This is a genomic window from Burkholderia sp. 22PA0106 (assembly GCF_047497155.1).
GTDB lineage: Bacteria > Pseudomonadota > Gammaproteobacteria > Burkholderiales > Burkholderiaceae > Burkholderia.
Genome location: NZ_CP163162.1, coordinates 825,043 through 841,949 on the forward strand (window position 1 = coordinate 825,043; position 16,907 = coordinate 841,949).

A 16,907-nucleotide genomic window follows, 5' to 3' on the forward strand; every position below is an offset into this window, starting at 1 on the left:
ATCGGAACGTGGCTCGTCCTACATCCGCACAGATCTGCTCGCACTCCGTCTTTTCTGCTGCCATAAAGGCTGGATGATTCATCCTTCATTCATTCCGGCCTGCAACGAGACGCAGTTTCATGGACGGACATCAGCGTTTACGCTAGCATCGTGCAGCTTTGCGATAAGATTTTCGTGAGCATAAAATGCATAAATGCCAATTGCAAGAGACTTGCGTCACAGTAGGAGAAAACCCCAATGCAGGCAGTCTGGTACGTGCTTTCGAGTGGAAATAGACCTTGGGCGGCGATGGTTGGCCGCAGCGGTGCAAGGCAGGAGGCGTGATGCAGACGTTCGCCTATGTGGGGTGTCGCACAACGCGTGAGCGCAACGCCCGAGGCAAGGGGATCGGCATCTATGCGGTGGCGTCCGGCACGATGGCGTGGACGTTGGTCGACATCCACCCGACCCTCGATAACCCGTCGTTCCTGGCGCTCAACGACGAGCAAACCGTCTTGTACTCGATCCACGGCGATGGCAGCCAGGTGAGCGCGTACCGCATCGACTCCGAAACAGGGCGCTTGACCGACCTCGGCGCGGTGTCGTGCGAGGGGCGCAATCCGGTTCACCTGGCGCTTTCGGCCAACGGTGCTTGGCTCGCCATTGCGAACTACGCCACCGGCTCGGTGACGCGATTGCCGATCAGTGCCGACGGTGCGCTCGGGCATGCGGGGCCGCTCATTCAACTGCCGGGTGAGCCGGGCCCCCATCCCAAGGAGCAGGGCAGCTCGCATCCGCATCAGATCGCGCGATATGTGACCCGATCGAGCGATACGAATTGGCACATCGTCCCCGACAAGGGGCTCGACACCGTGTTCGTCATTCGTTGGCACGATGAGGGCAAGCCCGATGTCGTTGCGCATCGATGGAAGCCGGGTTCAGGGCCGCGTCACGTGGCGTTTCATCCGGTTCTGCCTTTGATCTACGTGGCCAATGAACTCGACTCGACGATGACGGCATGGGAGTTCGACGTCGAAACAGGCGGGATGACGCCGCTTGAAACGATCTCCCTTCTGCCGGCTTCGTTCGACGGCGAGTCGTCCGCGGCCGGTATCGTGATTGGGCCCGATGGCGGGGCAGTCTACGTATCGAACCGCGGGCACGATTCGGTGGCGACGATTGCGCTGGATCCGTTCAACGGGATGCCGAGGTTGTCCGCCTGGGTTCCCACCCACGGCGACTTCCCGAGATTCATTTGCCTTGGCCCCGACGGCCGGCGACTGTACGTCGCCAATGAGCGTTCCGACACGATCGTCGAGTTCGCATGTGCGGCGAACGGAAAGGGGCTGGAAATGACGGGGCAGATCATCAAGACGGGCAGCCCCGTCTGCGCGGTGTTCAAGACGCGATAGCCTCGTTGGCTAGCGCGGCCGAACCGGGCAGCAAGTTTCTCGGTTCGGCTGATCGGCATAGGCTCGGTGAGTGGCGGCATGCCAAGGGATTTTCGTGATTTGCCATCCTCACGATTGATCGTGGCAGCACGCGCCGCGCGTGCATCAACCGAAACATGCGGTGACGATTGCACGTCTCGCTATCCATGGCTTGGCCCGGACAAGTTGGGCGGAGGTGCGATGGGCTTGTGCGTCAACGTCAATACGACCGTGGCGCCAGTCACCAGCAATATCCCGGCGATGCCGAATGCCCAGTTGTAGCTCCCCGTCGCATTGACGACGTATCCCGTCGCGATCGGTGCAATCATGCCGAACACTTGTCCGCCAATGATGAGCATTGCAATCGCTTTTGCCACATCCCTTGAACTCGGCAGCAAATCGCTGAGCAGTGCGATATTCAACGAGGCGGTCGACGAAATGCCCGTAAGCGTGGCGGCGAAGATGACCATCAGCACGATCAGGTTGGAGGTGAATGGGACCGCCAAAATCGACGCTCCGACCAGCAGTGCGAGCGCGACTGCGTTGCGACGGCGCCCCGTTGCCACGCCCGAGTGCTTGAGATGGCGATCGCTCAGGCGGCCGGCGAGCATGCACAGAATTACCGAAACCGCGTAGGGCAGCGAGGAGAACAGGCCGGTGTGCGTCAGGCTGAGATGGCGAGTCGTCTCCAGGTAGCTCGGCAGCCACGTGAGCAGCAAATATTGGGTGTACACCTGGCAGCCTTGCGTCACGGCCAGTGCCCACATCGTCGGCGACTTGAGCAGCGTCGCCAGTCCAAAGGCCTGCTGCTCGCCAACCGCGCCGGGCTGCACCGAGTCTCGCTCCGACAAGATCTTGTTCTGCTCCTCGGTGCTCAACCAGGTGACCTTTTCGGGCGTATTGAAGAAGACGTACCAAAGCGCAAGCCAGACAAAGCCGATCGCGCCCGCAATGATGAAGGACACTCGCCAGCCGAAGGCTCCGATCAACGTGCCGAGAAACAGGGAGCAAATCGCGGGGCCGGCGTAGGAGCCGCTGGCGAACATGGCGGTCGTCATCCCCCGTTCGCTTGCCGGCATCCACTGTCGAATCACTTTCGCGGCCACGGGATTACTCACCGATTCCCCCGCTCCCATGACGAGTCGTGCCACCATCAGGCCGCCAAAGCTCGAGACCATACCCGTCAAGGCAGTCGCCGCGGACCAGACGAGAATGCCCCATCCCGCCATTTTCTTGGTGCCGAACTTGTCGATCATCAGCCCAAGCGGCAGCAGAAATAACGCGTAGCTCCAGATGAAGGATGAAAAGAGGTAGCCCATGCTGACCGAGTTCAGGTGAAATTCACGTGCAATCGGCTTGGCAGCAATGGACAGGGCGATGCGATCCATATAGTTGATCGTCGACAGCCCGAAGAGGAGCGCGGCGATCCAGTATCGGCGGCGAGGCATGCGTGTCTCCATTTAGATCAGCACTTTGGTGGCTGTAGCGAGAGCGATGTCGCCCCCGTCATGCGATCGGATTCTTCCGCATGCCATATTGCATACGTAAAAATCCGACAATTCTCGCCAGGTTTTTCGCCAATGACGCTTGAATTTAGGAAGTCGTTGGAAACGACCGAGCATATTAGTACGTGTATTTGTGTCTTTTATTTGAAATTAGTACAATTAAAGGCGAGCTTAAATGCGCGTATCCAAGGTGCGTCGCTCTTGGCCCAGAAGGCTTTTCATCTTCCGAACCGCGCTATCGGGTGTCGCGAGCGTCGGCTTGCCGGAGGCCTGTTCGGCCGCTGGTTGGGCTTTCGTCATTGAAAATTGCGCGAAACACACCACGTCGCAATGCGCCGCTGCGGCACATGTTTCGACGATCAATCGGTCGTGGGTCGCTTGATCGCCACGTTGAATCGCCTCCCATGCGCCTGGAACCAGGAACGGCTCGATCTGCAGGGACAGTTCGTTCTGCTGCGCATGAAGCCCGAATTCCGCTCTGATAGGGGCAAGCGCCGGTTCGAACGTGGCCACCAAGGCAATATGCGTTCCGATGGCGGCGGCCTCTTCGATCATGGCTTCGTTCGGTTTGAGCACCGGCACTGCGGCACTTGACTGCGCTGCTTCAACCGCGGGTCCGAACGATGAGCAGGTAAACAACACGCCATCCGCGCCGGACTGTACGGCGTACCGAGTCAGCTCGACGAAGCGCGGCGTCATGGCGTCGATGTTGCCGCCAGCGGCTTTCAGGTCGGGCGTCAGGGCGTCGTCGAGCAGGTTGAAGACGACGGCCTCCGGCCACAGACGTGAGAAACTGTCGTTGATCGGCGCAATGGCGACGGATGTGGCGTGGATCAGGTGGATACGGGGCGAAGTCTTCATCGTCGGAGGATCTGTAAATTGTATGGCGTTTCGATAAAGTACATTGTTGGTCGGTTTGATGTGGACGTCAACAGGGGCATGTCCCAGGTGGGGAAATTTGTTCGCCCGTTCCTCTAGTTAAGTGTGGCAGGCAGCTTGGTCGGTTTTGTTTAACCCTTACTTCTCATCATGAAATCGGAAAACACTGGCGCGTTGGCCGATCAGGTCGCAGCGAAGATCGTGGATATCGTGCGCGCCCGATCCTTTGCCGCTGGCCAGCATTTGCGCGAGGAGGCCTTGGCTAACGAGTTGGGGCTCTCGCGCTCACCGGTGCGTCGCGGACTTGCGCTGCTCGCTCAACACGGCATCGTGGTCAAAGAGGTCAATCGAGGTATTTTCCTGGCCGTCGATGCGAAAGCGATCGATACCTCGTCCCTGCCTTTCGGGTCGGATCCTCATGAGGAGTTCTACCTGCGTGTCGCCGACGATTGCCTGGGCGGCGTCATCGCGGAGGAGTTCAACGAAGCCGAGCTGATCCGCCGATACGAAGTGTCCCGCGGCTCGCTGCTCAAGGTGCTGCAACGTCTTGCCAATGAAGGCATGGTCACCCGAAAAATGGGCCAAGGTTGGCGGATCAACCCGTTCCTCCAGGATCGCCAGGCCTATATTCAAAGCTACCGATTTCGGATGGCGATTGAGCCGTCTGCGTTGATGGAGTCGAGCTTCAGGGTGAACAAGGCCGAATTCGCGAGGGTGCGTCGCGCGCAAGCCGAAATGTTGGATGGCGACATCTTCACGCTGCCTCGATCGAGGCTGTTTACAAACGGCTCGGACTTCCACGAGGTCCTGATCAAATGCTCCGGGAATCGCTTCTTCATCGAGGCACTGGAGCGGCAGAACCAACTGCGCCGTTTCATGGAGTATCGGGCCGCTACCGAGCGTTCGAGGCTCGTGCAGCAATGCGAGGAACATCTCCATATTCTTGACCTGGTCGAGTCGGGTAGCCGGGACCGAGCCGCCGCCTTCATGCGCAAGCATCTGGACGTGGCGAGCAAGATGAAGGCGGAGGGGCCGGTTATGGCCGGTGAAGTGGTGGCCGATGTCTCGCAACTGGACGTCGACGCGCACCTCTGAGGGTACGCAAGGCGCCGCTCCTCTTTCTTGCTCGTGCAGCGCCTTGGTCCGTTTATAGATGTCGTATATCCAGCGTCTTCAGGATGGAGGTCAGCTCGCCAGCGCTTCTCGATCGCTGCGCTTTGTGGATCGCATACGCGCTCTCGGCGTCGTTCAGCTTGATCGCTTCGACGAGATTCCGATGGTTCTTCGTGGACACTTTCGGCGACGATCTCAGGTGCAGTGTGATGCGTCGTGCGCGCCGGGTTTGATCCTGAAACTGACGAATCAGGATCATGAGTCGTTGATTTCCGGAGGCTTCGACCAAGGTCTCGTGAAAGATGGCGTCGAACCTCGCCCACGCGTCGAGATCTCCGATTGCGAGCGCATGCTCCAGGCCGGCAACGCTCGCGTCCAGCTCCGCGATGATTTCAGGCGAAGGGGGGCTCGCGAGCAGATCCTCGATCGCCAGAAGTTCGAGCGAAGCGAGGATCCGATAGATTTCGGCGGTGTCCTTGACCGAAATCGGCAGCACCTGAAAACCATGCCTGGGGATGAACCTGACAAGCTTTTCCTCTTGCAACCGGATCAGCGCGTCGCGAATCGGCGTGCGGCTCATGTTCAGAAGATCGGCGGTTTCCTGCATGGATACCGGTGCGCCGACCGTATAGACGTTGTCCATGATTCGGCGCTTGATCTCTTGATAAGCCAGCATCGCGTTGTTCGGGCCGCGCGTTGCCGGGTTCGACGCGTCGGCGTCGAATTCGCTTGAGTTACAGCCTGTCGAGTTATCAATCACTGTTGGTCTCGGATATATCCACAGATTGCGGCCGTGACGGCCTGGGTCCCGGCGGTCCCGCCGAGGTCGCCGGTGCGCGATTCCGCATGCGCGAGTGCGGCGTCGACAGCGCGTTCGATGGCTTGGCCTGCCTTGCCATAGGCCTGCGCACCCGGGCGCAAACCGAGGTGGGTGAGGAGGGCCGCAGCCGACAGGATCAGGCCGATCGGGTTGGCGATGCCCTTGCCGGCGATATCGGGCGCCGAGCCGTGGCCCGCGTTGGCAGCCGCATGCTCTTCACCCACGTTGAGCGCCGACGCCATGCCGAGCCCGCCTGCGAGCGCATTCACCAGGTTCGACAAGATGTCGCCGAACATGTTCGTCGTCAAGATCACATCGAATGCGCCGGGCTTGGTGTAAAGCTCGGCCGCGATCGCGTCCACGTCGATTTCGCGGAGCTTGACCTCGGGGTATTGCGCGGCGACCTTGTCGACTTCGCTCATGAACAGGCCATCGGTGACCTGCATGACATGGCGCTTGCCGACCACGGTGACGTGCTTGCGCCGGGTCATCGCCACCTTGAACGCCGTTTCCGCGATGCGGCGGGAGGCTTTTGCCGTGATCAGGCGCAGCGCGATGGCGGAGTCGGGCGTCGGCATGAATTCGCCATAACCCTTGAACATGTTGCGGTCTGCGTAGAAGCCTTCGGTGTTCTCGCGAACGATCACGCAATCGAGGCCCGGGTGGGCCATCGGCACGCCCGGGCGCGAGCGTGCGGGACGAATGTTCGCGAAGAGATCCAGTTGCTTGCGGATGGTCCCCGGGATGTTGATGCCACCTTCGCCGGCCGGCGGATACAGCGTCATGCCGCCCGGCCCAAGCAGAACGCCGTCGGCCGCGCGGGCCGCCTCGACGACCTCCGGTGGAAGCGTCGTGCCGCGCTTGCGGTGCAGCGACATGCCGACTTCGTGAATCTCCAGGGAGAGATCGAGTCCGAACTTTTTATCGGCCTCGCGAACGACTGCGAGGGTTGCATCCATGATTTCCGGGCCGATGTCGTCGCCGGGGAGAACTGCGAGTTTCATGTTGTCTCTTCCATTTGAAGGGGAATCTTCCCGATCCGCCTTCAGATTGACTGCGAGATTATTGCATACGATACCGAATGCGATAAATGCTGGCGCGATCAACTGACTGATGGGCTTCGATCAGGCAGCGCGACTGGACGTTGGCTCAGTCGTGACGGGTGAGGAGCTTCGATCCATGACGAGTTCGTTTGCACAAACAAGGTCATGATTCGGCGCTCAAAATGTACCATGTCTTTATAGAGTACAATTTTGGTTGAGGATTCGCAACGAAGAATCTCGACTTTCCGCATCCTCGTTGTTGGGCCTCGTTACAGCTTGTTGCGCAGGTTCGGGGGGAGGCTCCGAAGCCCCGCGACGGTGTCTGCCTTGGGACGGTATTCGCATCCCAGCCAGTTGCGATAGTCCGATTCCTCGAGAACCGAAAGAATTTCATCGAAGGCGAGCGTGCCGGTCCCTGGCTCATGTCGGCCTGGAAAATCCGAGATCTGGATGTGGCCGATGCGGGGCAGCCACGCTTTTAGCGTGGTCACGGTGTCGCCGGTGATCGATGCGGCATGATAGGTATCGAAAAGCAGTTCCAGCCTCGGATCATCGACGAGCTCGAAGAGCGACGCCGCCAATTCGTACGAAGACATGTAGTAGCCGGGCACCTCGACCGGGCTCATGACTTCGACCAGCGTTTTCAATCCGACGGCGCCGAAGGTTTGAACGGCGATGCGCACGTTTTCAACGTATGTTCGCCAGTTGGCGTCGGTCTCGTTGGTCACCACGCCGGCCATCACATGCACACGAGGGCTGTTCAAGGCCAATGCGGCCTCGCGAGCGATATCCACGCCATCCCTGAATTCGCGACAGCGCTCGGAGAGCGCCGCCAGGCCTTTTTCCTTGAGGCCCGATCCCATCGGGGTGCAGATCTGAACGACTTCAAGTTTGTTCCTGGCGAGGAGTTCTCGCAAAACAGCGATGTCGTAATCGTACGGCGCCGGAAATTCAACATACCGATAGCCGGCCTGAGCTGCGGCAGCGAACCGGCCGAGGAATGGAACCTCGTTGAATTGAAAACCCAAATGAGCACTTAGTTTCATCTCCAGCCTCGCTTGATACCCTGCTGGTTGCCCAGCAACGCGTGATGATGGCGGCGTTCTGCCATCGGGTCCCACCAGGATCCGTAGTAACCCTGGTGCTTGGGTTTGAATTGTACTTTGTTATTGTATCGTACAATTATAGGGGAACCCCTACGGTCGTCGAGCCTGGGTCGGATGACCGATCGTCCGTCCCGCCGGATTGGGAATCCGGCTGTTTGCATCGGGTTTGCGGTGCGAGGCCTTGATGCGATCGGGTCGCAGTTCACCCTGGCCTCTCGCGGCATACCTGCCGCCATGGCGGGGTCGAACGTCACGCAGCAACGCTCGACCCACGCGCATCGCCTGTTGGCGAGTTCGGCCTTGATTGCACTTTTTTATTTTCAAATGCATTTTTAGTAAAAATATGCATTGCCTTCAAATATGGGTGATAGTGCGATGAATCGCAGCAAATACCGCAGAAATCGATACCTATCGAGTAGTGTTTTCCATGGCTGCAAAGTGCATTTAAGTACAACAGAATGCGAATCGAAAGAAGGTGCGTTTGCAACTACATGGGAACACGATGAACCATACCGATCGATCTTGTGGTCAGGACTTCGATGCCCTGTCGACGCGTGATTGCGATGCTCAAGGCAGTGCGCGGCGCCGATGGATCACGAAGGTGCTCGCGCTCGGCGCCGCAGCGGTGCTGGATGGGCAGACGAGCGCTGCGTTTGCTCAAATGCCGTCACAAGTTCCGAGCCGGCATGGGCCCAATCCGAAGTTTGCCTATGTCGGCTCTCGTACTACACGGGAGCGCAATGCCCACGGTGATGGGATCAGCGTGTTCCGGGTGGATGAGCAAACAGGGGCGCTTTCGTTGGTGCAAGTGCTCGGCGGCCTCGCGAACCCGTCCTTTCTTGCCTTGAGTGCCGATGGTCGGCATCTGTATGCCGTGCATGGTGATCTGAGTGACATCAGTGCGATGTCCGTCGATCCCGTCAGCGGACAACTCACGTTCGTGAACCGACAAAGCACGCAAGGAAGGAATCCGGTTTATCTCGCGATCGATCCCACGGGGCGTTTTGTCGTGGTGTCGAATTATCAGGGGTCAAGCCTTGCGGTCCTGCCTATCGCTGCCGACGGATCGCTCGAACCCGTATCGCAACGGGTCCATCTCGATGGTCCGATCGGGCCGCATCGCATTGAGCAAACGCAGTCGAAGCCGCATTCGAATCCGTTTGATCCGAGCGGCCGCCATGTGATCGTCCCGGACAAAGGCTTGGACCGGATTTTCTCTTTCCGCTTTATGGATGGCACGCTGAGCCCGGCGCCGACGCCGTTCGTCGTGTCGCGCGAGGGGGCCGGCCCACGCCACATCGCGTTTGCTCCGAACGGTCGGGTAGCATGGGTCGTCGATGAACTCGACTCAACCGTCACAAGCTATCGCTACGATCAGGTAACGGGTGCGCTCCATCCGTTTCAGGTGCTTTCGACCTTACCCGAGAGCTTCACCGGCAACAGTCGAGCCTCGGAGATCGAGTTGGATCGCAGCGGCCGCTTTGTCTACGTATCGAACCGGGGTGACGACACCATTTCGGTCTTTGCCGTCGAGCCGTCCGGAGGGGCGTTGCGCTTCGTTGGCGCGCAGTCGACGCTCGGTCGCACACCTCGTTTCATCACGAGCAGCCCGAACGGTCGATTCATGTATGCGCTCAATGAGGAGAGCGACACGATCGTCGCATTCTCGGTGAATGCGGCGGATGGCAGCTTGGCGCCTACCGGCCTCGTCGTGAAGTCTGGCAGCCCTGTCTGCATGGTGTTTTCACGCTAGCCGGGGGCGGCGCAAGTCTGCTGAATTCCGCGCATCATTTTCCGTTGCCGTTGCCGTGTCAATGCAGGCCCGCCCCGCGCAGGCCAAACAACTCGCAGCCTTCGACGATGTCGCGCAATTGCCGCATCGCATCGGCATCGAGCGCGCGCATCGGCAGCCGGTGCGGGCCGTAGGAGCGGCCGACGATCTCGGCGGCAGCCTTCGTTGTCCTCACCACGCCGTGCGTGCGCACGAAGCGAAACAGCGGGGCGAGCGACAGGAAGATCTCGTCCGCTTCGTCCAGGCGCTGCTGCCTGACGCAGTCGTAGAGCCTGACGATCACGCCCGGGAATACGCTGTTGATGCCGTTGCAGCAGCCGTCCGCACCGAGCAGGAAGCTCGGCAGCGACTGGAACTCCGTGCCGCACAGATACGCGAACGCGCTGCCGGCCGCGCGCAACTCGGACACCCGCCCGATATCGCCGCTGCCGTCCTTGGTGACGGCGATCGGGCAGGCCGCCGCGATCCTGCCGTGCAGCGCGGCGGACAGATCCACGCCGGTGGTGAACGGGTTGTTGTAGATCCCGATCGGGCACGACACGGCCTCGCCCACCGCCGCATACAGCGCGACGATCTCGTCGTCGTTCAGGCGGAAATAGGATTTCGGCATCACCATCACGGCCGCTGCGCCGGCCGCCTGCGCGTGGCGGGCGAGGCGCAGCGTGTCGGCCAGCGGGTCCGCCGACACGCCGATCAGCACCGGCACCGCGCCCTCGGCGGCCTCGATCACGGCGGTGGCCTGCGCCATCCGCTCCTCCAGGCTCAGGTAGGTGAACTCGCCGGCCGACAGTTGCGCGCTGAGGCCGTGCACGCCCTGTTCGAGCAGCCAGCCGATGCGCGCGCGCAGCGTGGCGAGGTCGAGGCGGCCGTGCGCATCGAACGCAGTGGGCAGGTTGGCGAACACGCCTTTGAATGTCATGGCAGGGTCTCCCAGTTCAGGCCTGGTCAGCCGCTTCGGCATCCTGAAGATTCAGCCAGGGCTGCTCGGCAACGCGCCCGGCCTCGAACTGGCGGATCGCATCGGCGTGGCGCAGCGTCATCGCGATATCGTCGAGGCCGTTCAGCAGGCAGTACTTGCGGAACGCCGTCACCTCGAACGGATAGGACACCGTATCGCTCGCGCGCACCACTTGCGCCTCCAGATCGATCGTCAGCGCGAAGCCTTCCTGCGCGTAGGTGGCCTGGAACAGATGATCGACCTGCGCCTCGCTCAGCACGATCGGCAGCAGGCCGTTCTTGAAGCAGTTGTTGTAGAAGATTTCGGCGAAGCTCGGCGCGATCAGCGCGCGGAAGCCGTACTGATGGAGCGCCCACGGCGCGTGTTCGCGCGAGCTGCCGCAGCCGAAGTTGGTGCGGGCGATCAGCACCGTCGCACCTTGGTAGCGCGGCTGGTTCAGCACGAAATCGGGGTTCAGCGGGCGATGCGTGTTGTCCCGGCCCGGTTCGCCGCGGTCGAGATAGCGCCATTCGTCGAACGCGTTCGGGCCGAAGCCGGTGCGCTTGATCGATTTCAGGAACTGCTTGGGCAGGATGGCGTCGGTATCGACGTTCTCGCGATCGAGCGGCGCCACCACACCGGTATGTACAACGAATTGATCCATGATTGATCACCAGATTGAGAGCGGTCGCGCCGCCGCCATGCGCGGCGCGACCTTGTGACGGGAACGCTCAGGCGAGCTTGCGGACGTCGACGAAATGGCCTTCGATCGCCGCCGCCGCGGCCATCGCCGGGCTGACCAGATGGGTGCGGCCGCCCGCGCCCTGACGGCCTTCGAAGTTGCGGTTCGAGGTGGACGCGCAGCGCTCGCCGGGTTCGAGCCGGTCGGCGTTCATCGCGAGGCACATCGAGCAGCCGGGCTCGCGCCATTCGAAGCCGGCATTCTTGAACACCTGGTCCAGCCCTTCGCGCTCGGCCTGCGCCTTCACCAGCCCGGAGCCGGGCACCACCATCGCGAGGCGGATGGTCGGCGCGATGCGGCGGCCCAGCTTGCGCACGACGTCGGCGGCGGCGCGCAGGTCCTCGATCCGCGAATTCGTGCAGGAGCCGATGAAGATCTTGTCGGGGCGGATCGACTCGATCGGCAGGTTCGGTTCGAGCGCCATGTATTTCAGCGCGAGCGTCATCGCCTCGCGCTTGACGGCGTTCGGTTCGTTGGCGGGGTCCGGCACGCGCGCTTCGATCGACGTGACCATTTCGGGCGAGGTGCCCCAACTGACCTGCGGCACCACCTCGGCGGCATCGATCTCGATCACACGGTCGAACTGCGCGTCGTCGTCGGAGCGGAACTGCCGCCAGTGTTCGACGGCACGCTCCCAGCGCGCACCCTGCGGCGAGTACGGGCGGCCCAGCAGGTAATCGATGGTGGTGTCGTCCACCGCCACCATGCCGACCCGCGCGCCGGCCTCGATCGCCATGTTGCACACGGTCATGCGGCCTTCCATCGACAGCGCGCGAATCGTTTCGCCGCCGAATTCGATGGCGTAGCCGGTGCCGCCCGCCGTGCCGATCCGGCCGATGATGGTCAGCACCAGGTCCTTCGCCGTGCAGCCGGGCGGCAGCTTGCCGCCGACCGTCACCAGCATGTTCCGGCTCTTGCGTTGCAGCAGCGTCTGGGTGGCCAGCACGTGCTCCACTTCCGAGGTGCCGATGCCGTGCGCGAGCGCGCCGAACGCGCCGTGCGTGGAGGTATGCGAATCGCCGCAGACGATCGTCATGCCCGGCAGCGTCGCGCCTTGCTCCGGCCCGATGATGTGCGTGATGCCCTGGCGCGGGTCGCTCATGCCGAACTTGAGCACGCCGTGCGCGTCGCAATTGACGTCGAGCATGTCGAGCTGCAGCTTTGCCACCGGGTCGTCCACGCCGACGCTGCGGTCGGTGGTCGGCACGTTGTGGTCGGCCACGGCCAGGTTCGCGCCGACGCGCCACACCGGGCGGCCGGCCAGGTTCAGGCCTTCGAAGGCCTGCGGGCTGGTCATTTCATGCAGCAGGTGACGGTCGATGTAGAGGAGCGAGGTGCCGTCTTCCTCGGTGCGGATCACGTGCGTGTTCCACAGTTTGTCGTAGAGGGTTTGTGCCATGGTGGGTGGGGTATTCAAACGGTGTCGTGGTCGCGGTACGCGAAGGCCTGCATCTCGACGAGGTAGCGCGGGTCGGCCAGCTTCGATTCGATGCAGGCGCGCGCGGGCTTCGGGCTGTCGGCCAGCCAGGCCTCGTACACCCGGTTCATCGCGCCGAAATCGCCGATATCGGCGAGCCAGACCTGCACGCGCGTGAGGTCCGCCTTCGCGTAGCCGGCGTCGGCCAGCAGCCGGTCGAGCGTGTCGAGCACCTGTTGCGTCTGCCCCGCGATGTCGGCGCTCATGTCGTCGGCAACCTGGCCCGACGACTCGAACACCCCGCCGAATGTCACGGCATCCGAAATTCTTCGGCCGCTGCCAAAGCGCTTGATCATGGAAATCTCCGGTGGGTTGGATGGACCGGAAACACAATGACACCGCCATGACGCGGCACTTTCGCTTTAAGCGCGGCTGATGTTCAAGATAAGCATGGCTGAAGTTGCGTGTGACATTTTTTTGGATGACTACGCTTTTTGAAACGGCGCTCGTCGCGGCTCATTCCGCCTCCGGCCGCCGGCCACGGTTATTCATCAAATAGGAGATGCACGATGCTCACACGCCGCGGATTCCTCAGGACGAGTGCGACACTCGCCTGCGCATCCAGTCTTTACCCGCTGTATGCCCATGCCACGCCGCAGGGCATCGTCGTGCTCGGCGAGGCGATCGACGGAATCGTCAACGGTTTCGATCCGGCCGAGGCCTACGATGCGAGCGCCGACATCCTGCCCAACATGTACCGCGCCTTGATGGGCTACGACCCGTCGAAGCCCGGCGGCCTGGCGGGCGACCTGGCCGAGCACGTGGAGATCGCGCCGAACGGCCTCGAATACCGCTTCACGCTGCGCGGCGACGCCCGCTTCGACAGCGGCGCACCGGTCACGGCGCAGGACGTGGCGTACAGCCTGCAGCGCGCCGTCAAGCTGAACAAGTCGCCGAGCTTCCTGCTGACCCAGATCGGCCTGAGCGCCGCCAACGCCGACACCGCCGTGCGCGCGGTGGACGCCAAGGTGGTGACGATCACGCTGCCGCGCGCGCTGGCCAGCGGGCTGGTGCTGGCCACGCTGTCCACCACCGTGGCCGGCATCGTCGAGCAGAAGGTGGTGATGCAGCACGAGGTGGATGGCGACATGGGCAACCTGTGGCTGCGCAAGCATTCGGCCGGCGCGGGCGCTTATCGTCTCCTCGATTGGCAGGCCGGCTCGCGTATCACGCTGGCGGCCAATCCGAGCGCGGCGGTGCAGCCGAAGGTGCCGCGCCTCGTGATCCGCCACATGGCGGAGCCGTCGGCCGAGCTGCTGCAATTGCAGAAGGGCGATCTCGACATCGCCCGCACGCTCGGCTCCGACGAGCTGCGCGCGGCGTCCGCCGACAAGTCGATCACGGTGACGGGCACCGACGCGCTCACGCAAATCTATCTGCAGATGAATATGGCCGCGCCGATGTTCCAGAAGCGCGAGGTGCTGCAGGCGGTCAAGTGGGCGATCGATTACGAGGCGATCGCGCAGCATGTGACGCCGGGGCTCTGGGCCTCGGCGCAGGCGGTGCTGCCGAAGGGCACGCCCGGCGCGCTGACCGACAAGCCGTTCCACAAGGATGTGGCGAAGGCGAAGGCGCTGCTGGCCAAGGCGGGTTTCGCCGACGGCTTCACGGTCACGCTCGATCACCCGAACATCTGGCCGTACCCGGACATCGCGCAGGCGATGCAGGCCGATCTCGCCCAGGTCGGCATCCGCCTGCAACTGCTGGCCGGCGATTACGCGCAGGTGCTGGCCAAGCGCCGCGCGCGCAAGCACCAGATGCAGCTCGGCCGCTTCGCCGCCGATCACCTCGACCCCAGCTCGTTCGTGTCGTACTTCGTGTCGAACCCCGACGACAGCGACAGCGCCAAGGTGCGCAACGGCGCCTGGAACAACCATTTCGTCGACGCGAAGCTGACCGCCGCCTCGGCCGCCGCCGATCGCGAACTCGATCCGGCCAGGCGGCTCGCCATCTACCAGCAGATCCAGCGCGACTTCTGGGAGACCGCGCCGATCATGTTCATGCTGCAAAAGCGCAACGTGGTGGCGGTGCGCGCCGGCGTGACGGGCCTGTCGATCGGGCCGATCGATGCCTACACGCATTATTCGGGAATCCGTAAATCATGAGCACGCTCAAGACCGGCCCGCTGGGCCTGCGGCTGCGCACCTCGGTGTCGGCGGCGTCCGCGATCGCCGCCACGCTGTTCGGGCTGGTGCTCGTCACGTTCCTGATCGGCCGCGCCATGCCGGTCGATCCGGTGCTGGCGATCGTCGGCGACCGCGCCACGCCCGACGTGGTGGCGCGCGTGCGGCTCGAACTGGGGCTCGACAAGCCGCTGCTGACGCAGTTCTGGATCTACCTTCAGCACCTCGCGCACGGCGATCTCGGCACCTCGGTGATGACGGGGCAATCGGTGGTGGCCGATATCCGCCAGTTTTTCCCGGCCACGCTGGAGCTGGCCACCGCCGCGATCCTGATCGCGGTGATGGTGGGCGTGCCGCTCGGCGTGCTGTCTGCCGCGCGCGCAGGCTCGCGCCTGGACGGGCTGATCCGGCTGGTCAGCCTGAGCGGCCAGTCGATTCCGGCGTTCGTGCTGGCGCTGCTGTGCCTGCTGGTGTTCTACGTGAAGCTGAACCTCGCGCCAGGCGTGGGCCAGCAGGACGTCGCCTACGAGGGCATGGTGCCGTTCACCACCGGTGCGCTCGTGATCGACGCAGCGCTCGACGGGCAATGGGATGTGTTTCGCGACGCGCTCGCCCACCTCGCGATGCCCGCGCTGATGCTGGCCTTCGTCAGCATGTCGATGCTGGTGCGGATGACGCGCACGTTCATGCTCGACGCGCTGGCCGGCGAGTTCGTGGTGACCGCGCGCGCCAAGGGGCTGTCGCCGATGCGGATTCTCTGGCGCCACGCGTTCGCGAATATTTCAGGACGCCTGATGGTGGTGATCGCACTGGCCTACGCGAGCCTGCTCGAAGGCTCGGTGCTGACCGAAACGGTGTTCAGTTGGCCGGGGCTCGGGCAATACCTGACGCGCTCGCTGCTGAACGCGGACATGAATGCGGTGCTGGGCGCCACGCTGGTGATCGGCGCCGTCTACGTCGGCTCGAACTTCCTGGCCGATCTGGCCTACCGGTGGCTCGACCCGCGCGTGAAGTGAGACAGGAGGAGACATGACGATGAATACGCTCTCGACAGGGCGACGCATGCGCAACTGGCGCAACTGGGTGCTGACCGACACGCCGCAATCGCGGCGTCAGGCGGCGATCGGCATGGCGTATCGCGGCTGGCTGCAGTTCCGCGGCAACTGGCTGGCCATGACCGGGCTGGTGATCCTGCTCGCGCTGTTCGCGGTGGCGATCTTCGCGCCGCAACTGGCCACCCACGATCCCGATGCGCAGGACCTGGCGCTGCGGCTCGCGCCGCCGTCGGCCGCGCATTGGCTCGGCACCGACCAGCTCGGCCGCGATCTGTACAGCCGGCTGCTGTTCGGCGCGCGCATCACGCTCGGCATCGCCGTGATGATCGTCGCGATGGTCGCGCCGCTCGGGCTGCTGGTGGGCAGCGTGGCCGGCTACGCGGGCGGCTGGGTGGACCGCGTGCTGATGCGCGTGACCGACGTGTTCCTGGCGTTCCCGAAGCTGGTGCTCGCGCTCGCCTTCGTGTCGGCGCTGAAGCCCGGCCTGACGAGCGTGGTGCTGGCGATCGCGCTGACGGCGTGGCCGCCGTATGCGCGGATCGCGCGCGCCGAAACGCTGGTGATCCGGCAGGCCGATTTCGTCTCGGCGATTCGCCTGACGGGCGCCTCGGCGGCGCGCATCGTGCTGCGTCACATCATGCCCTTGTGCATCTCGTCGGTGATCGTGCGGGTGGCGCTCGACGTGAGCGGCATCGTGCTGACCGCGGCCGGCCTCGGCTTTCTCGGCATGGGCGCGCAGGCGCCGTCGCCCGAGTGGGGCGCGATGATCGCCAGCACGCGCGGCTTCATCCTGCAGCAATGGTGGGTGCCGGCCATCCCGGGCCTGGCGATCTTCGTCGCCTCGCTCGCCTTCAACCTGCTCGGCGACGGTCTGCGCGACGTGTTCGACCCGAAATCGGAGTAATC

16 protein-coding genes are annotated in these 16,907 nt (G+C 63.0%); 7 read left to right on the forward strand and 9 right to left on the reverse strand.

Going from position 1 to position 16,907, the window contains the following annotated elements; translation table 11 throughout:
• Positions 1-323: 323 nt before the first annotated feature.
• Positions 324-1,391, forward strand: coding sequence for a lactonase family protein (locus AB4850_RS03585; RefSeq protein WP_414441235.1), 1,068 nt, complete (start codon positions 324-326; stop codon positions 1,389-1,391).
• Between the two features lie 179 nt (positions 1,392-1,570).
• On the opposite strand, the gene AB4850_RS03590 is transcribed toward AB4850_RS03585, so the two are convergent.
• Both AB4850_RS03590 and AB4850_RS03595 read right to left on the reverse strand, forming a co-directional pair.
• Positions 1,571-2,857, reverse strand: a complete 1,287-nt coding sequence (locus tag AB4850_RS03590; RefSeq protein ID WP_414441236.1) for an MFS transporter — start codon at positions 2,855-2,857, stop codon at positions 1,571-1,573.
• Positions 2,858-3,085: 228 nt separating this feature from the next.
• Positions 3,086-3,775 carry an aspartate/glutamate racemase family protein gene (locus AB4850_RS03595; protein ID WP_414441237.1) on the reverse strand — a complete coding sequence of 230 codons (690 nt, stop codon included), beginning with the start codon at positions 3,773-3,775 and terminating at the stop codon, positions 3,086-3,088.
• A gap of 168 nt (positions 3,776-3,943) precedes the next feature.
• On the opposite strand from AB4850_RS03595, the gene AB4850_RS03600 reads away from it, so the two are divergent.
• Positions 3,944-4,888 (forward strand): GntR family transcriptional regulator, encoded by a 945-nt coding sequence (locus AB4850_RS03600; RefSeq protein ID WP_414441238.1) that lies wholly within the window; start codon positions 3,944-3,946, stop codon positions 4,886-4,888.
• 52 nt (positions 4,889-4,940) lie between these two features.
• Here the strand turns inward: AB4850_RS03600 and AB4850_RS03605 are convergent, their stop codons facing one another.
• The 3 genes from AB4850_RS03605 to AB4850_RS03615 form a co-directional block, all read right to left on the reverse strand.
• On the reverse strand, positions 4,941-5,666 hold the full coding sequence (locus AB4850_RS03605; protein WP_414441239.1) for a GntR family transcriptional regulator: 726 nt from the start codon (positions 5,664-5,666) through the stop codon (positions 4,941-4,943).
• Positions 5,663-6,730 (reverse strand): isocitrate/isopropylmalate dehydrogenase family protein, encoded by a 1,068-nt coding sequence (locus AB4850_RS03610; protein ID WP_414441240.1) that lies wholly within the window; start codon positions 6,728-6,730, stop codon positions 5,663-5,665. Before AB4850_RS03610 ends, AB4850_RS03605 begins: the two co-directional genes overlap by 4 nt.
• Before the next feature lie 308 nt (positions 6,731-7,038).
• The gene (locus AB4850_RS03615; RefSeq protein ID WP_414441241.1) at positions 7,039-7,815 is read right to left on the reverse strand and encodes a hydroxypyruvate isomerase family protein; all 777 of its coding nucleotides are present in this window, start codon (positions 7,813-7,815) and stop codon (positions 7,039-7,041) included.
• 174 nt (positions 7,816-7,989) lie between these two features.
• Here AB4850_RS03615 and AB4850_RS03620 point away from each other — a divergent pair, with 174 nt between their 5' ends.
• Positions 7,990-8,211: a hypothetical protein gene (locus AB4850_RS03620; RefSeq protein WP_414441242.1), complete on the forward strand. Its 222-nt coding sequence runs from the start codon at positions 7,990-7,992 to the stop codon at positions 8,209-8,211.
• A 325-nt stretch (positions 8,212-8,536) separates the two neighbouring features.
• On the forward strand, positions 8,537-9,628 hold the full coding sequence (locus tag AB4850_RS03625) for a lactonase family protein (RefSeq protein ID WP_414441948.1): 1,092 nt from the start codon (positions 8,537-8,539) through the stop codon (positions 9,626-9,628).
• A gap of 58 nt (positions 9,629-9,686) precedes the next feature.
• Here the strand turns inward: AB4850_RS03625 and AB4850_RS03630 are convergent, their stop codons facing one another.
• From AB4850_RS03630 to AB4850_RS03645, 4 genes are all read right to left on the reverse strand, one after another.
• Complete coding sequence (locus tag AB4850_RS03630; protein ID WP_414441243.1) at positions 9,687-10,586, reverse strand: dihydrodipicolinate synthase family protein; 900 nt, start codon at positions 10,584-10,586, stop codon at positions 9,687-9,689.
• Positions 10,587-10,602: 16 nt separating this feature from the next.
• Positions 10,603-11,268: a 3-isopropylmalate dehydratase small subunit gene (gene leuD / locus AB4850_RS03635; RefSeq protein WP_414441244.1), complete on the reverse strand. Its 666-nt coding sequence runs from the start codon at positions 11,266-11,268 to the stop codon at positions 10,603-10,605.
• Between the two features lie 67 nt (positions 11,269-11,335).
• On the reverse strand, positions 11,336-12,745 hold the full coding sequence (gene leuC, locus AB4850_RS03640; RefSeq protein WP_414441245.1) for a 3-isopropylmalate dehydratase large subunit: 1,410 nt from the start codon (positions 12,743-12,745) through the stop codon (positions 11,336-11,338).
• 14 nt (positions 12,746-12,759) lie between these two features.
• Positions 12,760-13,119: a RidA family protein gene (locus AB4850_RS03645; RefSeq protein ID WP_414441246.1), complete on the reverse strand. Its 360-nt coding sequence runs from the start codon at positions 13,117-13,119 to the stop codon at positions 12,760-12,762.
• A gap of 213 nt (positions 13,120-13,332) precedes the next feature.
• Between AB4850_RS03645 and AB4850_RS03650 the strand changes: the two genes are divergently transcribed.
• Genes AB4850_RS03650 through AB4850_RS03660 form a run of 3 tightly spaced genes read left to right on the forward strand, consistent with a single transcriptional unit; the run spans position 13,333 to position 16,905 of the window.
• On the forward strand, positions 13,333-14,928 hold the full coding sequence (locus AB4850_RS03650) for an ABC transporter substrate-binding protein (RefSeq protein ID WP_414441247.1): 1,596 nt from the start codon (positions 13,333-13,335) through the stop codon (positions 14,926-14,928).
• Complete coding sequence (locus AB4850_RS03655; RefSeq protein ID WP_414441248.1) at positions 14,925-15,962, forward strand: ABC transporter permease; 1,038 nt, start codon at positions 14,925-14,927, stop codon at positions 15,960-15,962. The genes AB4850_RS03650 and AB4850_RS03655 overlap by 4 nt, the downstream gene beginning before the upstream one ends.
• A 19-nt stretch (positions 15,963-15,981) precedes the next feature.
• Positions 15,982-16,905, forward strand: a complete 924-nt coding sequence (locus AB4850_RS03660; protein ID WP_414441249.1) for an ABC transporter permease — start codon at positions 15,982-15,984, stop codon at positions 16,903-16,905.
• The last annotated feature ends 2 nt before the right edge of the window (positions 16,906-16,907 follow it).